The organism is Flavobacterium sp. PL11 (assembly GCF_035985025.1).
Lineage (GTDB): Bacteria > Bacteroidota > Bacteroidia > Flavobacteriales > Flavobacteriaceae > Flavobacterium.
This window is the reverse complement of record NZ_JAXCIA010000007.1, coordinates 42,578-67,876: the sequence shown is the minus strand read 5'-3', so window position 1 is coordinate 67,876 and position 25,299 is coordinate 42,578. Positions and strand designations below refer to the sequence as shown.

Sequence of the window (25,299 nt, the reverse complement as noted above, 5' to 3'; positions counted from 1 at the left end):
TCAAAAAAATTAAAATGATTTTATAACTGTGGAAATTTATGAATTCTGTCGCAAAAATTTTAAGGTATTTATTCGAATTTGAAGCCTTAATGTGCTAACGCATATTAATTTTAGAAATAAACTCTCCATTTAACAATAAACAGTAATTTTGCGTTCTAAAATTTTGTTATGCTTTTTCTTATTTTAAGTGTTATATGCAGTGTTACAGTAGGTGTTATTTTTAAAATATCTCGAAAATATAAGGTCAATAATTCCCAGATTGTTGCCTCAAATTATTTCTTTGCTTTGTTATTTTGTTATTTTTTTTTCAGTCCTGATTTAACGTCTGTAAGTGCGCAATCACCATGGAGTTTATATATCATTATTGGGCTCTTGTTGCCCACTGTTTTCCTAGTTTTGGCAGCGTCAATAAAACATATTGGAATAGTAAAAACCGATGCTGCTCAACGACTTTCACTTTTTATACCTATTCTCGCGGCTTGGTTTATTTTTAAAGAGGAATTTAGCACTTTGAAAATTACAGCGCTGATTATTGGATTACCAGCAATAGCACTGATTTTGGCGAAACCTACTGAAAAAACCGAAAACAAATGGATTTATCCTGCATTAGTTTTACTAGGATTTGGACTGATTGATATTCTTTTTAAACAAATTGCATTATACACCACTTTGCCTTATACTACATCATTATTTGTGGTTTTTAGTGTTGCATTACTTATTATGATAATGGTAATTGTTTATGAATCAATCATAAAAAATACAGCTTTAGAATTCAAAAATTTAGCCTTTGGTGGATTAGTTGGTGTTTTCAATTTTGGAAATATACTTTTTTATTTAAAAGCGCATCAGGCATTTTCAGAAAATCCCTCTACTGTTTTCGCTGGTATGAACATTGGGGTAATTATATTGGGAAGTATAATTGGTATTTTTATGTTTAAAGAAAAACTAACTAAATTAAATTATTTAGGACTTTTTTTAGCTTTGATAGCAATTGTATTATTAGTCTTCTCCCAATTAAAATTACATTGATTAAATTTTTATTTTTTCTAACTCTAAATAGATATGATCCATTTCTTTTTTAATTTGAACAATATCTTTATTTATGGCTTCAATTTCATTCTCAATTAGCTTGATTTCCTGATCTTTTTCGCTAGCTGATCGTAATAATTGAAATTCCTGAGCTTTTTTAAGTCGGTCTTTAGCTTGGTCTAAAGCGCTTACATTTACAAAAAGTTTTTCTTGCAGTACAACAACGTCTGTATTTAGTCGGATTTTTTTTTCTTTCAAAATTCTTTCCAGTTCTAATTTTTCCCGCTCAATGATTTGACTTTTTTGTTCCTCAATTCGTTTCTCTTGCAACTGAAATTGTAAATTATCCTTTTCAGTGATACTGTTTTTTTGATTTATATCGGCAGTTCTTTCGTTTTTAAACATGGTAAAAACAAATGTTCCTATAGTCATTATAATAAGCGCACTGAGCATATAAAAGAGAGTTTTATTAATTCCCAGTACCTTTGAATCTAATTGTTCTTCTACTTCAATATCTAAATCATCAGCTCTAATATCTGGCATTATTTTAAAAGGCGGAGGTGTCGCAATAAACAGAGATTGCAATTCAGGTACATCTCCAGCCTGTTTCCAATCGGTCATACCTTCGCACCACACGGGAGTAGTTTTTAGTAGTTCTATAGATTTAAGAGTTACTAATTCAAAAGGACCGGTACTTTCAGTGCCGTTATGTAAGTAATAAGATTTCATGAAGCAGATGATTATTTGAAAATTCAAATGTACAAAACAAATTGTTTTTTTTGTATTACCATGAAGCCGGAAAATTTTAAGATTATAAGCGTAAAATTAAATAGTTTCATGACATTATCTTTAAATTAGGTGTTGATATTATTGTTATTATTGATTTTATCGTGTTTAATAATACTGGCATTACTATCAATGATAGAAAGCTTACTTCTACCTAAAAATTACTTTTTAAATATAAAATACTACTAGAAATATATAAGTCAATTACAATATTAAATTTTAAAAATTATATGAGATACAATTTAAGGTGTTTTAGCTCGCACATGTATTATGACTTTCAAAAGTTTTAAACGATAACCATTGCTGAGGTCTAAAGATAAGGACATGGAAAAATTAAAAATAATTATAGTACGTTTGTAATTAAAGCTTTCCAATTATTTAAAAAAAAAATCAAATGAGTTTAAAAGATTTATTAGACCTTAGTAATGACAGCAGCCTTTCTGGTCAAAAATGGCATGTGTTGCGACAGTCAATTGTTAAAAGACTTTTGTCCACAGGCAACGCTACTATTGCTGAGTTAGGTGCTGAACTACAATCTAGTGTACCTACAGTGACTAAAGCTGTGAATGAATTACTAACTGAAGATTATATTGTAGATATGGGGAAAATCACTAATAGTGGTGGAAGACGTCCTTCTCTATACAGTATTAACCCTACTTGTGCTTATTTTTTAGGAATTGAAGTAGGTAGAAGTAGCATGTCTATTGGATTGCAAAATATAAAGAGTGAGTTTGTTAGTATAGAATTAGGAATATCTTTTATTTTAGAAAACACTCAAGATTCGCTATTAGAATTTTGTCATTTAATTAATTCTTTTGTCGATGATACAGCCGTCGATAGACAAATGATTGTAGGCGCTTGTATCAATTTATCAGGTCGCATCAACTCTATGGAAGGGTTTAGTTATAACTTCTTTTTTAGTGAAAATCGTCCCTTATATGAAATCATTTCTGAACAGCTAGGTTTGCCCGTTCGTTTAGAAAACGATACTAGAGCAATGGCGTTTGGTGAATATCGAAAAGGAGTTGTTGATGAAGAACAAAATGTGATTTACTTAAATTATGGTTGGGGAGTTGCTATCGGAATTATTACGGATGGCAACTTATACTATGGAAAATCGGGATATTCAGGGGAATTTGGTCATAGCAATATATTTGATAATGGAATTTTATGTCAATGTGGTAAAACAGGATGTTTAGAAACAGAAATATCAGGTTGGTCTTTAGTCAATCAATTTAAAGAAGCCATCAAGGAAGGAAAACAATCTAAAATTGTACTAGATGAAAATTCAAATAGCTTGCAACATTATACGATCATAAATGGAGCCCTGCAATATGAAGATAGCTTATGTGTTGAATTAATATCGAAACAAAGCGAGAAAATGGGGCGTTATTTATCTATGATTCTCAATATTTTTAATCCTGAGTTACTTGTTATTGGTGGTGATTTCTCCATATTAGGGGGTTATGTGCTGTTGCCAATTCAATCTGCATTAAAGAAATATTCTTTAGGACTGGTAAATAGAGATGTTAAATTAAAAAAATCAAGTTTAGGGTTGCGTGCTGGCGTAATTGGCGCTTGTTGTGTAGTGAAGGAAAAAATGTTACATTCTGTTTTTATAGCAACAAATTCCTAAAATTAAGATATTTATTAAAATTTTTTAATAATTATATATTGTTTGTTAAATAATTTTGTAAGTTTACAATCAAACTTATATTAAAGACCTATGAAATGTTTAATTAAAAAACGACCACCAACTTCTTGGTTGTCTTCAAAAAACCGGAAAGTTGCCCATGTAGTTACAATCTTTCTAACAGCTGTAACAATTCAAGTTTCGGCTAAAGAATCAACTGTAAAAAATAAAGACAACCCTAAAATTGATGTTGCTTATAATTTTATTCAGAAAATTATTAAAGGTAGAGTAGTTGATGAAAAAGGAGAAGCAATACCTGGAGCAAACATAACTGCAAAAGGGTCTAAATTATCTACACAAACAGATTTTGATGGTAATTTCACATTTGAGATTCCTGACAATGTGACTACATTAATTGTTTCATATATTGGTCTTCAAGAACAAGAAGTTACTATTGGTAACTTACCACTGACAATAGTTCTTAAAGAAGTAGGACAGCAAATGAATGAGGTCATTGTTGTAGGTTATGGACAACAAAACAGAAGAACTTTAAGTACCTCAATTTCTAAATTAGATAAAAAAGTTCTTGAAAACGTACCTTATTCTAATGTTACTCAAGCATTGCAGGGAAATGTGACAGGACTAACGGTTCGCACTGCATCTGGCCAACCTGGCAAGGCATCAAATATTTTAGTTCGTGGAGGAACATCTATTGACAATCCTTCGGGCGCTACGCCAATGTATATTGTTGATGGTGTTATTCGTTTTCAAATCGACGACATAAATCCGCTTGATATTGCTTCTTTACAAGTCTTAAAAGATGCGGCCGCTACTTCAATTTATGGGGCTCGTGCTTCAAATGGAGTTATTATTATCACTACATCTACTGGTAAAGCAGGTAAAACTAAAATTACTTACAACGTCTCTACGCAAAATAGCCAAGTAGGTAAGAAATACGATTTTTTAGATGGGGGAAATTATATCAGATTACAAAGACAAGGTCTTTATAACGCTGCAGAAATTGCAGGACTTTCTACCACCACTGGTATTGCCAGATTAGGACAATTGACAGGAGCATCTCCAGCAGGAACAGGTAATAATTTATTATCAAATACACCGTTTGCCACTCTATTAAAATCTAATTTATCAGCAAGTACTATTGGAGATTTACAAGCTAAAGGCTGGCAAGAAATTACCGATCCACTTAATGCTGCAAATATTATCATGTATAAAAGCACGAATTGGAATGATGTATTGTTTCAGTCTGCAATAACACAGAATCATACGTTAGGAATTAGTGGCGGCAGTGATAAAGGAGTGTTCGACTTAAGTCTAGGATATTTAAAAGGGGACGGGATTACCATATTTACTGGCTATCAACGTTTTACAAGTAAATTGAACGCCTCATTGAAAGTAGCTGATAATTTCACCTTAAATGGACGTGTATTATATTCTAGAGCAAGTAATAATCAAGTAGTGGCTAGTAGCGTCGTATTTAACCGCTATCTAGGAAATTCGCCAACAACAAAATTATACTTAGAAGACGGTTCACTAGCTCCTGGACAAAACAATATTAATGGGAATCCGTTGTATCAAATGGGCAAAGTGAAAGGAATAAATGAAAATGATAAATTGCAAATGAGTGTTGATGGCGATCTCAAAATCAATAAGGATTTAACTTTTACACCATCTCTTTCTCTTTACAGCGAAAATGAAAATAACAATACCTTTCAACAAGCCTTTTTAAGTGGTAGTAACGGTTTAGTCGATAATACACGTACTGCAACAAGATTAAGCAATCAAATTGCACAATTTCAATATGAAGGAGTATTGACTTATGTTAAAAATTTAGAAAACATAGGTGATTTTCAAGGCAAATTGGGCGTTTCCAAATTTGATAGAACAATCAAATTATTTAACGCATCAGGAAAAGGAAGTCCATCTGATCTTGCCCAAACCTTAGATTCTTCTCCTACACCTGTTTCTGTATTTAGCAACAATACTAAATTAGTTTTGAATAGTATTTTTGGTCGTTTAAATTACGATTATAAAAGTAGATATTTTGCAACAGCATCATTTAGATATGATGGTGCTTCAAGTTTAGGACCAGATAATAAGTATGGTTTTTTTCCAGGCTTATCTGTAGGCTGGAACGTCCATGAAGAGCAAATATGGTCTGTAATGCCAGAAGTAATTTCTTCCTTAAAAATTCGTGGAAGTTTTGGCGTAAACGGAAATCTAGGTACGTTAGGTGATTTTCAAGCAGGTGGTTTATATTCAGGAACTTCTAATGGATTTGCAAACAGTTACAACGGACAGTCTGCAATTGTAAATTCTCAAATTGCAAACCCCGGTTTAAAATGGGAACAATCACAAACCTTTAATGCTGGCTTTGATTTAGGATTTAGTAATGATAAAATTAGATTGTTAGGCGATTTCTATAATAAACTAACTTCAGACTTATTGACTAACTTAACACTACCTTCTAATAGTGGTTTTTCAACTGTTTTAACTAATTTAGGTGGATTGAGAAGTAAAGGATTTGAGTTAGAGTTAAATGCTAATGTATATAATCAAAATGATTTAAAAATCAATATTGGCGCAAATATTTCTCATAACATTAATACAATTGAAAAGCTTCCATTCAATGGTAATATTAATAACAGAATTGGAGGGACGGAAATTTGGGATGTAGAAAGTGGAAGTTATAAATACGTTGGCGGTTTACAAGAGGGACAGAAAATTGGAAATTTTTATGCTCATAAGCAATTATCTATTCTTTCTACAAAAGCAGAAGCAGATGCTTATAATTTGACCACAAGGGATAATTATGTTTCAAAAACTGCTGTAAATGGAGGAAATCCAACAGGAAATAAATTTGCAGGTGATGCCATATTTGAAGATACTGATAAAAATGGTATAATTGATAGTAGAGACAGAGCTTACATGGGTAATATGTTGCCAAAATATACCGGAGGTTTTAACTTTACAACTGAGTATAAAGGTCTTTCGTTAGCAGTTAGAACTGATTATTCAATAGGGTCAACCATTTATAATGAAGCTCGAGCACGTTTCGTTGGTCAATTTCAAGGAAATTATGGGCTAATCGCTGAAAGTTTACAGTCTTGGCAAAAAGAGGGCGATATTACAAATGTACCTCGTTATCGATGGGCAGATCAAACTAACCAAAATAATTTATTTAGATCTGAGGCAGGTGGTGCATCTTATAATACAAATATGTTCCAAGGTAATAGTCGATATTATGAAAGTGGTGATTATTTGTGTTTAAGAGAAATAACTGTAAGTTATAATGTACCAGAAAGTATAGTTAAAAAAATAAAATTGTCTAATATACGAGTATACTTAACAGGTAGTAATTTATATTATTTTACTAAGTACACTGGTTTAAGTCCAGAAGTGCAAGGAGTTGATGGAGGTTCTAGTTTAGGATTGAATGATGCTGGAGCGAAAGGAACTTATCCTGTACCTAGAAGCATCACAATTGGTTTAAATATTGGATTGTAAATTTTTAAAAAAAAACATAATGAGAAAGAAATTTTTTTTATACACAATACTCTTTACAAGTTTTTCAATACTGAATTCTTGTCAGGATGATTTGGATCTTAAATCAGAGAGTGTAATTACTTCTGATAGTTTTTGGAAAACTGAAGATGACGCTAAAGCAGGAGTTAATGGGATGTATTACAATTTTAGAAATGTATCGCAACAAAATTATTATTTATTGGGCGGAGCTAGAAGTGCTGAAATTACGAGCGGTGTGCAGTCACCATTGAATTTAGCAAATTATTATAATAATAATTTAACCCCTCAAAATATTGATGTAGATTGGTCAGGTCTTTATACTGTAATTCACCAGGCAAATTTAATTTTGAAATATGTGCCTATAATTTCTTTTAGTCCAACAACTCAAAATGAACAAAAAAGATATTTAGCGCAAGCTTATTCAATGCGTGCTTTAGCTTATTTTATTATGGCTCGTTCTTGGGGTGGAGTTCCAATTGTAACAACACCTACGGAGAATACCAATCAAGGAGAATATATTATTCCACGTAACACGGTTGCTGAAGTCTTTACTTTTATAAAATCAGATATTGAATTAGCAATTTCAAATTTTCCTGATGCAAATCTTAATAGAACACAATTATCATTAGCCTCTGTATATGCACTAAAATCTGAGGTTAATTTATGGACTGCAAAGCAACTTGCTGGTGGAACACCAGATTTGACCACCGCTTTAACAGCGATTAATGCAATCCCAGCAGGACCAGCTTTACTATCTAATTTTAAAGATGTATTTTCTTTTAATAATAAAGGAAATAATGAAATACTATTTGCTATTCGATATTCTTTAGCCGATGTTCCTTCATCAGTCTCAGATAACTGGAATTCATTTATGTTTGTAGGTCCAAGCGATTTTGCACCTTTAACGGCAGCAACTGCTATAACAACCTTTGGAACTTTAGGAGGTGGAGCAGGAAATGCTGGTATCTCAAGAGTACAACCAGATATTACACGTTTTAACTTTTCTAATACTGATACCCGCAAATCAGCTACTTATTTAACCTTGATGAATGGAGCTACGCCCGTTGTAACAGGTTTAGTAAAATATAATGGAACAGTTGATGGAACTACCAGAAGATTTGTGAGTGATATTATCATTTATCGTTGGGCTGACATTTTATTAATGAAAGCTGAAATTAAAAACGCCTTAAATCAAGATCCATCTACGGAAATGAATTTAGTTATACAAAGAGCAGATCCTACAGCATCATTTATAAATGGTTCTAAAGCTGATAATGATGATGCAATTTTAAGAGAGCGTTTACATGAATTAGCTTTCGAAGGAAAAGCATGGTGGGATTTAGTTCGTTTTTATAAAACTGCTAATATAACTTCTATGGCGGGGAAAAAGATTTTGTTTCCAATATCGCAGAACACTTTAAATTATAATCCTAAAATTACACCTAATCCATAAAACTATTATAAATGAATTTTGAGGCCAGATATTTCTTAAATTTCTGGCTTATTCTTATAATTAATAAAAAAAACATCTTCATGAAAATTCAACATTTACAAGGTTTAATATCGGCTCCTTTTACGCCATTTGATACAAATGGAAAATTAGACGTAAGTCAAATACCAACTTACTATTCTTTTTTAAAACAAAATGGAGTAACAGGCGCTTTCATTAATGGTTCTACTGGAGAAGGAGTTTCAACAACTTTAGCCGAAAAAAAAGCAGTAGCTCAAGCATGGGCTGATTGTAGTAATGATGATGCTGATTTTAAAGTAATGGCATTTCTTGCAGGAACTTGTCTTGCTGATTGTATTGAACTAGCGCAACACGCTTATGAAATTGGTTTATACGCCGTTTCATTAACGGGTCCTTTTTATTTTAAACCAGCAAATGTTGATGTATTAGCACAAATCTGTATTGAAGTAGGAAAGGAAGTGCCTAACATGCCCGTGTATTATTATCATATTCCTGTATTGACTGGAGTAAACTTTCCAATGTTTGATTTAGTAAGAGCTTTAGATGGAAAATTACCCAATTTTGCTGGAGTCAAATATACGCATGAAGATTTTATGGATTATCAAAGTTGTATGACGTATGCCGATGGGAAATACGATATGCTTTGGGGACGTGATGAAAATATGCTGTCCGCATTAGTATTAGGCGCAAAAGGCGCAGTAGGAAGTACTTTTAACTATGCGGCTCCTCTTTACTATGACTTAATTGATGCTTTCAACACTAATGACTTAGTTAAAGCGCGTGTTCTACAGCAAAAATCAATTGATATGATACGACTGCTCGGTAAATATGGCGGTATCTCTGTTGGTAAAGCGTATATGAAAATGGTAGGATTTAATCTAGGAGAGTTTAGATTGCCTGTCAAAAACATGAGCACTGAACATTTTGAGTTATTCAAACAAGATGTAGCAAGTTTGAATTTTGACCAATTCAAATCAAAATAATTATTAGTTAAAAGTCTATAAAAATTCCAATATAATTCTTAGATAATAACAATAATTCACATTACCATACGTGTGAATTAGGGTAGGTTATGTTTAATACCTACATCCATTTTTAATTTTTGAATGACTTTAAAGTCACAAATAATTTAACAGCACGTTTTAATAGAAAATTATAACGATGAACAAATCTATTTTTTCTCTACTATTAATATCCCTTATTATGGCAACAACTGACGCATTTTCTCAAAAAAAAGAAGTGAAAAACGTAAAGTGGAAAACGGCGACTCAGTTAGAGAATGCTGATGGAAGTCTATCTCTCGGATTTGCAGGATCCATAAATGGCATCAGCAATGATGCATTGGTTGTAACAGGCGGCGCCAATTTTCCTGATAAAATGCCTTGGGAAGGAGGAAAGAAATATTACTCTAAAACTATTCATATACTTAAAAAGTGTACAGATGAATTTTCTTGGATTATAGAAGTGAGGGGCGAATTGCCTGAACCAATTGCCTATTGTGGCTCTACAACTGCAAGTTTAGGTGTAGTATATGTTGGTGGAGAAAATGAAAATGGACTGTCTAATAGATCTTATTTGTTAAATTGGAATAAAGATAAAAAGCAAACTGAGGTCACCGTTTTACCTGATTATCCTATTGCTGCCGCAAATATTTCGTTGGCACAAAATAATAATGTAATTTATGCAATTGGTGGCGATGAAGCAGCGAAATCTTCTGATTTATTTGCTAGTTTAGATTTAAAGGAAGCTAATCCAAAGTGGAAAATCTTACCTACTTTACCAATGGCTTTAGCCAATGCAGTGGTGATTGCACAGCAAGGAAAAAACGGAATGAATATTTACGTAATAGGAGGAAGAACAAAAACCGCTTCTGGTATAAGTGATTTGCATAATACTACTTTTATTTTCGATTTAAAAAAACAAGCTTGGGAAACTGCTGCAACAATCTCTGATGGAAAAAAGAATATGAATTTTTCGGCTGGAGCTGGAGTTGCCGTGGGAGCACATTCTCTATTAATTATTGGTGGAGACGATGGTGTTATTTTTCACCAAATAGAAACCTATTTGTCCCAAATCGCCAATGCCAAATCAGAACAAGAAAAGGCTGATTTAATAGCTAAAAAGAATCAATTGGTAATCAATCATCAAGGATTTTACAACGGAGTGTTGTTATACAATACCATAGAAAATACGTGGTCAAAAATAGACGAATTACCATTTTTGCCCCACGTGACCTCTCCCGCAGTTTTATGGGATAAAAAAATAATCTTGTCAAGTGGGGAAATTAAACCAGGAGTTAGAACTCCAAATATTATGTTAGGTTCCATTACTAAATAGTTTTTTAATTATTTCCATTTCTTAAACAGTAAATAAGCTAAAAATATACGCATAAATATGAAAGATTCTAAATATTATCCGTGGCTTGTTGTAGCCTTGTTATGGATAGTCGCATTGCTAAATTATATGGATAGACAAATGTTGGCTACCATGCGTCCATCGATGGAAACCGATATTCCTGAATTAGTTTCAGGCGAAAATTTTGGACGCTTAATGGCTATATTTCTATGGATTTATGCTTTAATGAGTCCTGTATCAGGAATTATTGCCGACAAAATGAACAGAAAATGGCTTATTGTAGGTAGTCTTTTTGTATGGTCAGCAGTCACGTACGCGATGGGATTAGCAAATAGCTACAACCAATTATATTGGTTAAGAGCTTTAATGGGAGTGAGCGAAGCTTTGTATATTCCAGCAGGATTATCTCTTATTGCTGATTACCATCAAAAAAAGACACGATCACTAGCCATAGGCATTCACATGACAGGTTTATATATGGGTTCAGCAATTGGCGGTTTTGGAGCTACTATCGCTGCATCTTTTTCTTGGCATACCACTTTTCATTATTTTGGACTTATTGGAATCATATATTCTGGATTTTTAGTGTTTTTATTAAAGGAATTCAAGCATCCTAAATCACAATCTAAAGCCACTCTTGCTAGCGTAAAGCCAGAAAAAGAATCCGTACTTAAAGGCTTGAGTATCTTATTTACAAATATGTCTTTTTGGATTATCTTATTTTATTTTGCTATTCCTAGTTTACCAGGTTGGGCTACTAAAAACTGGTTGCCGACTTTATTTTCACAAAATTTAAATATTCCTATGGAACAAGCAGGACCTTTAGCGACTATCACAATATCGGTATCCGCTTTTATAGGAGTGATCTTTGGCGGTATTTTATCTGATAGATGGGTGCAAAAAAATGTTAAAGGTAGAGTTTACACCAGCGCTATAGGTTTAGGATTAACGATTCCTGCTTTATTACTTCTTGGTTTTGGTCATTCATTATTGAATGTAGTGGGAGCGGCACTTTGTTTCGGTATTGGTTACGGAATGTTTGATGCTAATAATATGCCGATTCTTTGTCAGTTTGTTTCTTCAAAATATAGAGCTACCGCTTATGGAGTTCTAAATATGGTTGGCGTAGGTGGTGGTGCTTTAGTTACATCTTTGTTAGGGAAATATTCGGATAGCGGTACTTTAGGTAGCGGCTTTGCCTTAATGGCAGGTGTAGTTTTACTTGCGTTAATTATTCAAATAAGTTTTTTGCGTCCTAAAGTCAATGATTATGTAGATGCATAATTCTTGATTTATATAATCAAGTATTCATTTATAAATCAAGTAATTAAATTTCAATAAAGTTATTTTTTTTGGTTAGATCCATCTGTTGAGGAGAAATATAAGGTTTCGCCTCTTCAGATAGGTATTTAAAATTTTAAAAAAAAAGAATTTATTGTTTTTGAAAACTTTTCCAAGAGTCAATTTATTAAATCTATTGAACACTTTTAAGTTAGAACTGAATTAAATAATAAGAAATAAGTAGCTGAAAAAATGCTTCAAAACAATAAAACAAAATAGATGGAAATAAAAAATCCATTTATAAAATACAATATAAGATGAGTTATTCAACGACAGATCTGCAAGAGTTAAAAGATTTTTATCAAAATCAATTAGTAAATGACACGGTTCCATTTTGGTTTCCACGTTCTATTGACACTGAATTTGGAGGATATTTATTAATGCGAGATCAAGATGGAAGTTTGATCGATGACGATAAAGCGGTTTGGATTCAAGGTCGTGCTGCATGGCTTTTATCCACGCTTTATAATACGGTTGAACCAAAAAAAGAATGGTTAGACGGGGCCAAATCAGGAATTGATTTTTTAAACAATCATTGCTTTGATACAGATGGTCAAATGTTTTTTCACGTAACTCGTGACGGACAACCGATACGCAAACGCCGTTACTATTTTTCAGAAACATTTGCGGTTATTGCAATGGCGTCTTACGCTAAAGCAAGTGGTGATAAAGCTGCTGCTGAAAAGGCACGCTATCTATTTGGAAAATGTATGGATTATTCTACTAATCCTAGCTTACTACAAGCAAAATTCACAACTACTCGTCCTTCAAAAGGGATTGGTGTGCCCATGATTATGATGAATACGGCACAACAGTTAAGAGAAACAATAGGTGATCCTCGATGTGATGAATGGATCGATAAATGGATTAACGAAATTGAAACCTATTTTGTAAAAGACGATATTAAATGTGTGATGGAGCAAGTCGCTCCTGATGGATCAATTATTGATCATATCGATGGCCGAACTTTGAATCCTGGGCATGCAATTGAAGGGGCTTGGTTTATTTTGCATGAAGCAAAATATAGAAATAGTGATCCTTATTTAATCAAATTAGGCTGCAAAATGCTTGATTATATGTGGGAACGCGGATGGGACAAAGAGCATGGCGGCATTTTGTATTTCCGTGATGTATATGACAAACCGGTGCAAGAATATTGGCAAGACATGAAGTTTTGGTGGCCACACAATGAAGTGATTATTGCTACGCTATTAGCATACACACTGACTGGGGATGAAAAGTATGCTAAATGGCATAAAATGGTTCATGATTATGCGTATAGTAAATTTCACGATAAGGAAAATGGGGAATGGTTTGGTTATTTACATAAAGATGGAACAATTGCACAAACTGCTAAAGGGAATATGTTTAAAGGACCATTTCACTTACCCAGACAAGAGTGGTATTGTTTAGAAATACTGAAGGAGTATTTAAATAAACAACTATAAACACAGCTCTTCATTTCACAAATTGTTGAATCGAAAATTACAAGATTTGGAGAATATTTCAATTTCTGAACTATACAAACAACACATACTAACACTAAATCAATTTTATTATGAAAAAGATTTTCACATCACTTTTTTTCTTTGCTGTAATAGCAATTTCCGCCCAAAATGAAAACTATCAAATTGCCGATGGAGTAATTTCACATCAGGACTTATTCAATACTTCAATGGTTGAAGGGGTAAACTGCTTTCGAATTCCAGCAATTGTTACAGCGCCAAACGGTGATCTAATAGCGGCTATTGATGAGCGTGTTCCTAATTGCGGTGATTTAAATAGAAGCGGTGATATTAATATTGTTGTGAGACGAAGTGCGGACAATGGTAAAACATGGTCTGGAATTGAAACGGTAGTCAATTTTCCACTAGGACTTTCAGCCTCAGATCCTTCGATGATTGTAGATCGAGATACTAAAGAAATCATTCTTTTTTATAATTACATGGATTATGAAAAAGAAAGAGATATTTATTATTTACACGTAGTAAAAAGTAGGGATAACGGAAAAACGTGGAGTAAACCAGAAGATATCACCAGCCAAATTGCCAAACCAGAATGGCATAAAGATTTTAAATTCATCACTTCAGGTCGTGGAATTCAAACTAGAGACGGTAAACTTTTACATACTTTAGTTAATCTAAGCAAGGGGTTATTTATTTTTGGAAGTGATGATCATGGAAAAACTTGGTATTTTATTGATACTCCAATAAAACCAGCTGATGAATCTAAAATTATCGAATTAGCTGATGGATCATGGATGGTTAACGCGAGAGTTAACGGCGGAAAAATGCGTTATGTACATACTTCTGCTGATGAGGGAAAAACTTGGACAAGCAAGCCAGAACCAGCGCTTATTGATCCAAGTTGCAACGCAAGTATCATTAGATATACCGCAAAAGCAGATGGATTTGATAAAGACAGAATTATTTTCTCCAACGCTAAAATGGAGAAAGGGCGTATGAATCTTAATGTTCGTATTAGCTATGATGAAGGGAAAACATGGTCAGAAGGGAAAACTATTTATGCGGGAAGTTCAGCTTACTCCTCTTTAACAGTTTTAAAAAATGGTGATATGGCTGTATTTTTTGAAAAAGACAATCATACACAAAATGTCTTTGTAAGCTTTTCTTTAAAGTGGTTAACAGACGGAAAAGATAAGTTTAAAAAAGCATCTAAAAAGAAAATCAAATAATTACTTTAACCCTTCAAGAATTTAAAATTTTTGAAGGGTTTTTATTTTTGTACGATGTCAATTTATTTTTTAATAACAAACCACTTTATAAAGTATTCTAGATGCACAATTTTATAAAAAAATATTGGTTTTATTATTTTGCAGTTTTCTTATCATTTTTAATTGGTGGAAATGCTAGCGCTCAAATCAAGAAAAGTAATTTTCCTGAAAGTATGTTTCCCACCTATTACCATCAAAGGGTAAGTCATTTTGAGACTTTGCCAAAGACTAAAAGTGATATTGTTTTTTTAGGAAATAGTATTACTGATGGCGCCGAGTGGAACGAGTTATTCAACGATAATCGAATAAAAAATCGTGGAATTAGTGGAGATTTTACCGCTGGAGTTCTGAATCGTTTGGACGAGATAAGTATTCGAAAACCGATGAAAGTATTTTTATTAATTGGGGTCAATGACTTGGCGAGAAACACTTCAACCGACAGTATTTTTAAAAATATCATACAAATTGCAAAATTTTTAAAACAAGAAAGTCCGTCAACAAAATTATATGTTCAAAGTATTTTACCCGTAAATAACAACTTCAAAACCTTTGGTGGACACACTAGTAAAGAAGAGCAAATTAAAACTTTGAACGCTGCTTTAAAGTTAAATGCATCTACAAATCACTATACTTATATTGACCTTTATTCAAATTTCTTGGATAAAAATGGAAAAATGGATATAAAGTTTACCAATGATGGATTGCACTTAACGGGCGATGGATATTTATTATGGAAACATATCATTTTTCCTTACGTTTTCGATTTAGAATTTAAACCCTCTTTACTGCCAAAACCACAGCAACTAATTTGGAATAAAGGCTATTTTGCTCTCACTGATACCAATACTATTTTTGTAGATAATCCTAATTTAATGAAAGAGGGATTAGCATTACAAAAAGCAATGGTGATGAGAGGATTAGAGGTTGAATTGACCAATAAAAAACCAAGTAAAGTAAATTACATTACACTTCAATTAGGCAAAGTAAATTCATCTCTGAATCCTGTAGAAGCTTATAACCTAAAAACTAGCACTGATAAAATTACGCTAACAGCTAACATGCCCAACGGAATTCATAACGGCATCCAAACTTTATTGCAATTAATGCGTGACAATGTTGCTGTAGATGCTTCGGAAATTACAGATTGGCCAGCTTTTGCATGGCGCGGTTTTATGGTTGACGTAGGCAGAAATTACCAATCTATGAAACTGTTAAAACAACAAATTGATGTAATGGCGGCATATAAAATGAATATTTTTCATTTTCATTTTACTGAAGACATTGCGTGGAGATTGCAAAGTAAGCTATACCCACAATTAACTAATCCAGAATTTATGCTTAGGGATAAAGGCGAATATTATACGGAGGAAGATTTAAAAGAACTGATTGCCTTTTGCAAAGAACGTTATATCACTCTTCTTCCTGAAATTGATATGCCGGGTCACAGCGCCGCATTTACAAGAGCAATGGGTGTAGAGATGCAAAGTGATGCCGGTTTAGTGATTGTAAAAAATATAATTAAAGAGTTTTGCGCAACTTATGATGTTCCTTATTTGCATTTAGGAGCCGACGAAGTGAAAATCACCAATCAAAAATTTTTACCTGAAGTGATAGCACTTACTGAAAGTTTAGGTAAGAGAGTAATAGGATGGGAGCCAGGTGGCAATTTTACTGATGGGGTAATCCGCCAGCTGTGGATGGAAGGAGCGACAAAAGTCAGTGAAAATAAAAAAATAAAGTATATAGATTCAAGACATTTATATTTAAACCACATGGATCCTTTAGAAAGTGTAGTCACTATTTTTAATTCACAGATTTGTAATTTACCACAAGGAAATGAAAACGCTTTGGGAGGAATTGTATGCATGTGGAATGACAGAGCTTTAGAAAATGGTGATGACGTAATGAAAATGAATCCGGTATATCCTGGAATGTTGACTTTTGCAGAACGCAGTTGGCAAGGCGGCGGATCTGCTGGTTGGACTGCAATAATTGGCGAACCCCAAAGTGAAAAAGCGCTTGCTTTTATTGAGTTCGAAAACCGTTTATTGGATCAAAAAAAGCAAAATTTTAAAGCCTTAGATTTTAACTATCAAAAACAAGCTGATTTAGTTTGGAATATATATGGTCCATTTGAGAATAAAGGCGATTTAACTAAAACTTTTGCACCTGAAACCCTAAAGTTTAATCCATCAAAAGAAAAACCAACATACAAAGCTACTGGTGGAACTTTAATAATAAGACATTGGTGGGCACCCTTAATTTCGGGAATTATTGAAGAGGTTAAAGAAAATACAACTTGGTATGCTCAAACCAAGATTTGGAGTGATGAAGATAAAGAGCAACAATTTTGGATTGGTTTTAATAATTTATCGCGTTCTATGAATACTGATTCGCCTGCTGCTGGAACTTGGAATAATTTAGATAGTTCCGTTTCCGTAAATAATAAGATAATCAGTCCGCCATTATGGAAACGACCTAATCAAAAAGGAAGTCTAGAAATACCATTAATTGATGAAGGCTATGAATTTAGAGAGCCAACAAAAATTAATCTAAAAAAAGGGTGGAATACAGTGAATGTAAAATTGCCAATTAGTTCTTTTAAAGGACAAAATTGGCAAAATCCTGTAAAATGGATGTTTACTTTTATACCAGTACGTTAATACTTTAAAAATTCTACTTTAAATAAATTATTCAACTTGAAGAATATAGAGTTCTTCTTTCAATTAAAATAACCTAACACATCATAATATAGAAAATTAAAAAAACGCTGAAGGTCTTTAAATAAGAAAACAAGACCTATTTTTGCATTCTTTTCAAATTCCATCTCTAAATTATACAATGAAACAAGTTACCCTTAGTAATCAAGTATTATATCTTTTAAGTATTTCAGCAGGTTTAGTAGTCGCCAATCTTTATTATAACCAGCCATTATTGCATCAAATAGCTGTTAGTTATAAAGTTTCAGATGCTGAAGTGAGTAACGTGGCTTTATTCACACAGTTAGGTTACGCTTTAGGTTTATTATTTATTATTCCGCTTGGGGATAAAGTTTCGAATAAGAAAATATTGCAATGGGATTTTTTAGTTATGGTTATATCGCTGATTGCTGCAGGATTAGCCAACTCTCTTTTTATTTTAATTATCAGTAGTTTTTTTGTAGGTTTTACATCGGCAATACCTCAACTATTTGTTCCTATGGCGGCACAACTTTCAGACGATAAAAATCGAGGAAGAGCTATTGGAATTGTAATGAGTGGATTGTTGATAGGAATTTTAGGAAGTCGAGTTATTAGTGGTTTTGTGGGAGAGCAATTTGGATGGCGAGTGATGTTTTATGCCGCAGCAGTGATGATGGTTTTGTTGTTTGTAATTTTAAAATTTAAACTACCTTCAATAAAACCAGTATTTGAAGGAAGCTATGTAAGTTTAATGAAATCGCTTTATCATTATTTTTCTACTGATTCTTCTTTGCGATTAGCCACTTTAAGAGGAGGTTTAGCTTTTGCTGGATTAAGTGCTTTTTGGACCACTCTCGTATTTTTAATGGAAGATTCGTTTGGTTACGGCAGTACGATTGCTGGTGCATTTGGTATTCTAGGAATTGTAGGAGCTTTAGGAGCAACGGTTGTTGGAAAAATGGGTGAAAAAATTAGTAATCATTCAATAATAGTATTTGGTACATTATTACTCATTGTATCATGGATCATAATTGTATTCTCTGGGCACTCAATAATTGGTTTGATGGCAGGTGTATTATTAGTGGATCTAGGAATGCAATCTCTCCACATTACCAACCAAAAAATTATATTTTCTAACACTCCCGAAGCTAGAAATAGAGTAAATACCATTTATATGGTTGGCTTTTTTATAGGTGGTGCTTTTGGGACAGTGGCAGGAGCACTAGCTTGGGGAAATTATAAATGGATAGGAGTAGGTACATTAGGAATTGTTTTATCTGTATCAATCTTAATAGTACATTTGGTATTTAGAAAGCGTTAAACTAAAAAGAAAAGGACTTTTCTAAATACGCTTTTGTTATTGATTTTTTAAATTTGCTAAATTTTAAAACGCATTATTTTCTGGATATTTTTAAACTTTGTGAAATATATAATGAAATAATGATGCTCATATTTACTTTGATTGTAATCCTGACAAAGTAGATAAATTAGTAGATATTGTTCATCAAGAAATTGATAAAATAAAAAATGGTGCAATTGCAGAGGAAGATTTAAATAAGGTTTTGACCAGTTATATAAAGGAACTGAAAGAAGAAAAAGAGTATACTGGTTATGAGTTAAATGTAATGTATGATTACGCTATTGAAGGTTATAATAGAAATAATATTAAGAATAACCTCAATCTTATAAATGCAGTTATGAAGCAAGACATTCAAAACTTAGTAAAAACAATGATCACTGGTGCTGAAAGTTTTGAGTTTATATTTAAACCGAAAAAGTAATGCTAAAACAAGTTCTATGTTGACAGTATAAATTTGTACAAAAACGAATAAATATAGTAAGGGTCATTTTTAAAAATGGCCCTTTTTTACTTTTTATAATACAATTTTTACGTGTTTTATACCTTTTTTATGCTGTCCCAGTGAAACTATTTCTGATCAAATTTTATTTTCATTTTGATAACAGATATTGTAGTTTACATATAGATTTAAGGTGAAACATAATGCCGAATGACTACTTAAGTTGATATAATTCTTATTGTGATGAGATATCATAATAAAGTTATGAATTTATTTTTTGACGAGTAAGTTGCAATAAAGAGTTGTTTTACCTTTATAAAGTAAATCATTTGCAGTACTTTTAAAAAAACGAAAGAAAACATGAAAAAAAAAAACAGAATAGTATCCAGTATGGTTTTATTGATGGTATTATTACTTAGTTGCTCACCGAAAAAAAAAGAATTAAACATGGATAATATGGAAAATAATAAAGCACTTTTTGAAGCCGTTTCTAAAAGTGACATACAAATTACCGCTGAAATTATCACAAAAAATCCTTCATTAGAACTAAAAAATAATCAAGGTAGAACAGCATTAATGGAGGCGCTGTACAATGGGAATAATGAAGCAGCGAAATTATTAATAAATTCAGGTGCCGATGTAAACGCGCAAGATAATATGAAAAATAGTCCTTTTTTATATGCTGGAGCAGAAGGTAATTTAGAAATCGTAAAATTAACACTTAATCATGGGGCGAATTTCAAAATTTACAATCGTTATGGAGGAACAGCACTTATTCCTGCTGCTGAAAAGGGACACTTAGAAGTAGTAAAGTTGTTAGTAAATTATCCAAATTTCCCAAAGGATCACATTAATAATCTTGGGTGGACAGCATTGCTTGAAGCGGTATTATTGAGTGATGGCGGAAAAGTACACGTTGAAATAGTAGATGCTTTAATAAAAGGCGGCTGCGATGTAAACATTGCTGATAGAAACGGTGACACTTCATTAGATCACGCTAAGAAAATGCGATATAAGGAAATGGTAAAATTGTTGGAAAAAGCAGGAGCAAATTAATAAAAAGAAAAATGGATCAAAACGCAATTAGTAGAAAAAAATTTTTGGGATTGAGTGCAGCTGCTACTGGCGCTGCGTTGTTCTCTAGTATTAGCGGCAAAGCAATGATTAATAAAACATCTGATGATAAAAGTACAATTGATGATAAAGGATATATATTATCAAATGTGAGATTAGAAGAAAGTTTTGAATACAACGATAAAAACGAAGTTGTTGCCACTAACACTTCTCTCTATAATTTACATATTGCCAATGGCAAAATAAAAAAAATAACTAAGGATAAACTTGATTTAAAATTAAAAAAAGTAGATGCTAAGGGATTTTTAATGCTTCCCGCATTACGAGATATGCACATACATATTGATAAAACCTATTATGGAGGGCAGTGGAATGCAGCGCCTAGAAAAGGGTTTACCGTAAAGGATATGATTGTGCTGGAGCAAAAAATTATTCCTCAATTGCTTACTGATTCACAACGTAAAGCCGAGGAAGCGATCGCGTTAATGAAAAGTCAGGGTACTTTTTTTGCTAGATGTCAATGCAATATAGATCCTGTGAGTGGATTGAAAAGTTTAGAACATTTGTTACTAGCGCTGGACAAAAACAAAGATAGTTTTGCCTGGGAAATAGTAGCTTTTCCCCAACATGGCATTCTCTATTCGCAGTCTGAGTCTTTATTGAGAGAAGCGGCTAAAATGGGAGTGGACTTTATTGGTGGACTTGATCCTACAACTGTAGATGGAAATTTAGAAAAGTCACTTGATGCGATGTTTCAAATTGCTATTGATAATAATAAAGGAATTGATATTCACTTGCATGAATCTCCACCATCAGGTAAAGCCGCAATTGAATATATCATCAAGAAAACACAAGAGAATAAGCAACTTCAAGGTAAAACTTATATAAGTCATGGATTTGCATTAGCTCGAATGGAGCCGAAAGAAGTAGAAAAAATTGCCGAACAAATGGCGCAACTTGGTATTGGTATAGTTTCAACAGTTCCTATAGGAAGAACTATTATGCCACTGCCAACACTCAAAAAATATGGTGTAAAACTCACGACAGGAACAGATAGTATTGTTGATCATTGGCAGCCATTTGGCACTTGTGATATGCTTGAAAAAGCAAAGTTGTGTGCTCAGTTATATGGCTGGACAGATGAATTTAGTTTAAGTAGAGCCTTGCATATTTCTACAACTAACGAGATTTTACCGCTTAATGATGCTGGTATTCGTGCATGGCCTCTTGAGGATAACGAAGCTAATTTTATTTTAGTTAACGCTAGTTGTTCGGCAGAAGCAGTTGCACGATTGCCTAAAAGAGAAGGAGTGTTTTTTAAAGGAAAACGTATAGCAGGAGAAATGTAAGTTTATGGTTTGTTTTCTCCGTTTCCTATTCCAAACTACTATTTTAAAAAAAAAGATGCCGTAATAGCATCTTTTTTTTTATTTTGAATTCGCATAATTATATAAATTAATTTCAGAAACGATCTTGATACACTACGAGTCACTGGATATTCTTTCCGGTTTTACTGCTTGCAGAAAATCAGATTCAAACCAATATTATTTTGTTACTGATTTTAGGAAACTTAATAAATAACCTTTGTAGTCTTTTTTGTAAATAAAACAATATTACTCTTCTTCACTTTCTGAAAGCTTTAATTCTTGCTCTTCAATGTCAGAAGCAATTTCGAAGAAACTAAAAATAGAACCACCATAGCTTTTTTGAAAAGAAAAGTGAATCATGTGTTCCAGTTTAGTGTATTTAGAATGTTCAATAACCATCATTCCCTCTGTATTAAGCAATTCTCTTTCAAAAACTAATTCTATAATTTTTTCAAAGGTTTTTTGGTCAAATCCATAAGGTGGATCAGCAAAAATAATATCATACGATGTTTTACATCTTTCTAGATAAGTGTAAACATCACTTTTTGTGGCAGCGATATTAAAATCATATTCTGTAGCCACTTGCTTGATGAACTTTACACAACCAAAATCACCATCTACAGAGGTAATTGGCGTACTACCGCGTGAAGCAAATTCATAACTAATGTTTCCAGTTCCAGCGAACAAGTCTAATATTTTAAGTCCTTCAAAACTAAAATGATTATTCAAAACATTAAATAAGGCTTCTTTAGACATATCGGTGGTAGGACGAACGGGCAAACCTTTTGGTGGAGAGATGCGTCGTCCTTTGTATTTTCCTGAAATTATTCTCATGAGTTAAAAAGTATAAAATGTTTTCTGTTTTCTACTTCAGAAAAATTGTTATTTTTGTTAAAATCTTCACTGTTTATTAAAGAAACATTCCTGATGTATTTATAAGCTATTTTAAAATATTCGCTTTTGGATTCGATATCTCCAATAAGATCTAAATGGAAATTCTCTGGATTTAAATTTAATTGCTCTGCTGTAAACAAGATATAATAGATATAATCTTCAGGAGTGTTGTAATCAAAACTATTATAAAGAAGGAGTTTTTGATTCTCAACGATAATTATTTCAAAATGAAAAGAACTAAAATGGACAAACATCTTTTTTTCATCTTTATTTTTTGAGGCTATTAATAGTGTAGGAACTAAAATAGTACTAGAATGCTTATAATCAAAACTGCCAAAATGATCTATTAATAAATTATTGATATTGACGTATGGAATATAAACTGAATTTAATTCATAGTTTGGAATCACGTCAAAGGCAAAAAAGTCAGTATTAAAGACCTTTATATTATATTGCAAATAACTGCCTAAATAATCTTCGTCAAATAATGATTGAGGAACAAACGTAGATAGATTGTTCGCATGGATTACTAAAACTTCATCATATAATTCTCTTAATTCTGGGTAATTGGTGAAAGAATCGTTGATGGCATTTTCAATTTTAAAATTAGGCTCTTTCTGATCAAAATTTATTTCCTTAAAAGTGATAATAGTTTTATTCAACGTATCAAAACAACAATAAGAGAGACCGTTTAAAGAAATCTGAATTGATAATTTTTTGAAAACTTTTTTAGTAATATTAATTTCTTTTGTTAGCATTTTTTGTTAGCTGGGTTGCTTACTTTTTTTCTTTAAAAAAATAAATTAAGAGTACAAACTTACAAATAAAATTAGCAAAGGCAATTGCATTGACAATATCAATTTTGAAAATCAATGCCAACTTTATTTCATAATTAAAAAACACTTTTAATTATTAAAATTAAGAAAAACGTAATATTTAGTGTTTTATAGTTTTATATTAACCCGCTATTTTTGTCAGTCAAATTGATTATTACCACTGAAATAGCTTACTTTGCATTAAAATAACATTTATGAATTCCTCATTGTTTTACAGTGTTTTAAAGCGAAAATTTCCATTTCAACCTACTTACAAACAAGATATATTTTTTCAAAAAATCGCTATTTTTTTGACAGAAACTGACAACAGAACTATTTTTGTGTTAAAAGGGTATGCTGGAACAGGAAAGACAACCGTAATTTCGACAATTGTAAATAGTTTAATTGACATCAATAAAAAGTATGTCTTACTAGCGCCAACGGGTCGTGCAGCGAAAGTGATCGCTAACTATTCAAATAAACCAGCGTTCACTATTCATAAAAAAATATATTTTCCAAAAAAATCTTCTGGAGGAGGAGTTGCCTTTACACTGCAACAAAATAAACATAAAAACACCATTTTCATAGTTGATGAAGCTTCGATGATTTCAGATACAAATTCTGATTCTAAATTATATGAAAATGGTTCCTTGTTAGATGATTTGATTTCATACGTATACTCAGGAGCAAATTGTAAAATGATATTGCTAGGAGACACAGCACAACTACCGCCTGTGAACTTAGATATAAGTCCCGCTTTAGACATTCAAACTTTAGCGATCAATTATGATAAAGAAATTGAGCATATTGAACTGGATGAAGTGATGCGTCAAGAAGAAGACTCAGGGATTTTATATAATGCGACGGAATTAAGGGAATTATTAAAGGATTCATTTATCGATGAATTCAAATTTAAAGTCAAGAAATTTAAAGATATAGTTAGACTGACTGACGGTTATGATATTCAAGATGCTATAAATTCGGCTTATAGTAATTACAGTATTGAAGACACCGCTTTTATTGTTCGTTCGAATAAAAGAGCAAATCAATATAATGAGCAAATAAGAACCAAAATTTTAGATAAGGAAAGTGAACTTTCTACTGGCGACTTTTTGATGGTTGTCAAAAACAATTATTTCTGGCTCAAAGATTCAGATCAAGCGGGATTTATTGCCAATGGTGATATTATTGAAGTTTTAGCAATCTTTACTATAAAAGAGTTATATGGATTTAAATTTGCCAACGTAAAAATTAGAATGATTGACTATCCTGATCAAAAACCTTTTGAAACCGTTTTATTATTAGATACCATTAAAAGCGAATCGCCTTCACTAACGTATGAAGAATCAAATAGACTATATCAAGAAGTTTTAAAAGATTATGAAGGCGAAACCAAATACAAGCAGTTCCAAAAAGTTAAAGAAAATGAATATTTCAACGGACTTCAAGTAAAATTTTCTTACGCAATAACTTGTCATAAATCACAAGGTGGACAGTGGAATACGGTTTTTATAGAACAACCGTATTTGCCAGATGGTATTAATCGAGATTATATTAGATGGTTGTACACCGCAATGACAAGAGCCAAGAATAAATTGTATTTAATAGGGTTTAAGGATGAGAGTTTTGAGGAATAAAATAAAATTCTTTTTCCCGAAGAGATACAAATTACCCTCGCATCTCTTAAAGATTTAACTGTATTTGTAGAAATATGGTCAACTTAAGAAAATAGATTCTTTTTTGATGATAAAATTTAACAAAACAAAAAGTTTTTCTC

The 25,299-nt window shown here is 32.3% G+C and carries 18 protein-coding genes; 15 read left to right on the top strand and 3 right to left on the bottom strand.

All coding sequences use genetic code 11. The features are described 5' to 3' along the window. Window positions 1-168: 168 nt before the first annotated feature. Window positions 169-1,029, top strand: coding sequence for a DMT family transporter (locus tag RCH18_RS05570; RefSeq protein WP_326935766.1), 861 nt, complete (start codon window positions 169-171; stop codon window positions 1,027-1,029). On the opposite strand, the gene RCH18_RS05565 is transcribed toward RCH18_RS05570, so the two are convergent. Continuing rightward, window positions 1,030-1,758, bottom strand: a complete 729-nt coding sequence (locus RCH18_RS05565) for a DUF4339 domain-containing protein (RefSeq protein WP_326935765.1) — start codon at window positions 1,756-1,758, stop codon at window positions 1,030-1,032. It lies immediately after the preceding gene. A 451-nt stretch (window positions 1,759-2,209) separates the two neighbouring features. On the opposite strand from RCH18_RS05565, the gene RCH18_RS05560 reads away from it, so the two are divergent. From RCH18_RS05560 to RCH18_RS05500, 13 genes are all read left to right on the top strand, one after another. Further along, a complete protein-coding gene (locus tag RCH18_RS05560) occupies window positions 2,210-3,451 on the top strand; it encodes an ROK family protein (RefSeq protein WP_326935764.1) in 1,242 nt (413 codons plus the stop codon). 90 nt (window positions 3,452-3,541) lie between these two features. After that, window positions 3,542-6,973, top strand: coding sequence for a SusC/RagA family TonB-linked outer membrane protein (locus RCH18_RS05555; RefSeq protein ID WP_326935763.1), 3,432 nt, complete (start codon window positions 3,542-3,544; stop codon window positions 6,971-6,973). Window positions 6,974-6,992: 19 nt separating this feature from the next. Further along, window positions 6,993-8,444, top strand: coding sequence for a RagB/SusD family nutrient uptake outer membrane protein (locus RCH18_RS05550; RefSeq protein ID WP_326935762.1), 1,452 nt, complete (start codon window positions 6,993-6,995; stop codon window positions 8,442-8,444). Window positions 8,445-8,524: 80 nt separating this feature from the next. Next, the gene (locus RCH18_RS05545) at window positions 8,525-9,445 is read left to right on the top strand and encodes a dihydrodipicolinate synthase family protein (RefSeq protein WP_326935761.1); all 921 of its coding nucleotides are present in this window, start codon (window positions 8,525-8,527) and stop codon (window positions 9,443-9,445) included. Between the two features lie 220 nt (window positions 9,446-9,665). Continuing rightward, a complete protein-coding gene (locus RCH18_RS05540) occupies window positions 9,666-10,799 on the top strand; it encodes a galactose oxidase (RefSeq protein ID WP_326935760.1) in 1,134 nt (377 codons plus the stop codon). A gap of 57 nt (window positions 10,800-10,856) precedes the next feature. Further along, entirely contained in the window at window positions 10,857-12,101 is a 1,245-nt protein-coding gene (locus tag RCH18_RS05535) for an MFS transporter (RefSeq protein ID WP_326935759.1), read from the top strand. Window positions 12,102-12,415: 314 nt separating this feature from the next. Beyond that, the gene (locus tag RCH18_RS05530; RefSeq protein ID WP_326935758.1) at window positions 12,416-13,606 is read left to right on the top strand and encodes an AGE family epimerase/isomerase; all 1,191 of its coding nucleotides are present in this window, start codon (window positions 12,416-12,418) and stop codon (window positions 13,604-13,606) included. A 110-nt stretch (window positions 13,607-13,716) separates the two neighbouring features. After that, window positions 13,717-14,853, top strand: coding sequence for a sialidase family protein (locus RCH18_RS05525; RefSeq protein WP_326935757.1), 1,137 nt, complete (start codon window positions 13,717-13,719; stop codon window positions 14,851-14,853). Window positions 14,854-14,954: 101 nt separating this feature from the next. Further along, window positions 14,955-17,555 (top strand): family 20 glycosylhydrolase, encoded by a 2,601-nt coding sequence (locus tag RCH18_RS05520; RefSeq protein ID WP_326935756.1) that lies wholly within the window; start codon window positions 14,955-14,957, stop codon window positions 17,553-17,555. A 178-nt stretch (window positions 17,556-17,733) separates the two neighbouring features. Then, on the top strand, window positions 17,734-18,894 hold the full coding sequence (locus RCH18_RS05515) for an MFS transporter (protein ID WP_326935755.1): 1,161 nt from the start codon (window positions 17,734-17,736) through the stop codon (window positions 18,892-18,894). 241 nt (window positions 18,895-19,135) lie between these two features. Continuing rightward, window positions 19,136-19,354: a hypothetical protein gene (locus RCH18_RS05510; protein WP_326935754.1), complete on the top strand. Its 219-nt coding sequence runs from the start codon at window positions 19,136-19,138 to the stop codon at window positions 19,352-19,354. Between the two features lie 378 nt (window positions 19,355-19,732). After that, on the top strand, window positions 19,733-20,428 hold the full coding sequence (locus RCH18_RS05505) for an ankyrin repeat domain-containing protein (RefSeq protein ID WP_326935753.1): 696 nt from the start codon (window positions 19,733-19,735) through the stop codon (window positions 20,426-20,428). A gap of 11 nt (window positions 20,429-20,439) precedes the next feature. Then, window positions 20,440-21,795: an amidohydrolase gene (locus tag RCH18_RS05500; RefSeq protein WP_326935752.1), complete on the top strand. Its 1,356-nt coding sequence runs from the start codon at window positions 20,440-20,442 to the stop codon at window positions 21,793-21,795. Window positions 21,796-22,059: 264 nt separating this feature from the next. Here the strand turns inward: RCH18_RS05500 and RCH18_RS05495 are convergent, their stop codons facing one another. Further along, a complete protein-coding gene (locus RCH18_RS05495; protein WP_326935751.1) occupies window positions 22,060-22,647 on the bottom strand; it encodes an RsmD family RNA methyltransferase in 588 nt (195 codons plus the stop codon). Then, window positions 22,644-23,465: a DUF3822 family protein gene (locus tag RCH18_RS05490; RefSeq protein WP_326935750.1), complete on the bottom strand. Its 822-nt coding sequence runs from the start codon at window positions 23,463-23,465 to the stop codon at window positions 22,644-22,646. Before RCH18_RS05490 ends, RCH18_RS05495 begins: the two co-directional genes overlap by 4 nt. 272 nt (window positions 23,466-23,737) lie before the next feature. On the opposite strand from RCH18_RS05490, the gene RCH18_RS05485 reads away from it, so the two are divergent. Further along, the gene (locus RCH18_RS05485) at window positions 23,738-25,159 is read left to right on the top strand and encodes an ATP-dependent DNA helicase (protein ID WP_326935749.1); all 1,422 of its coding nucleotides are present in this window, start codon (window positions 23,738-23,740) and stop codon (window positions 25,157-25,159) included. Window positions 25,160-25,299: the final 140 nt, after the last annotated feature.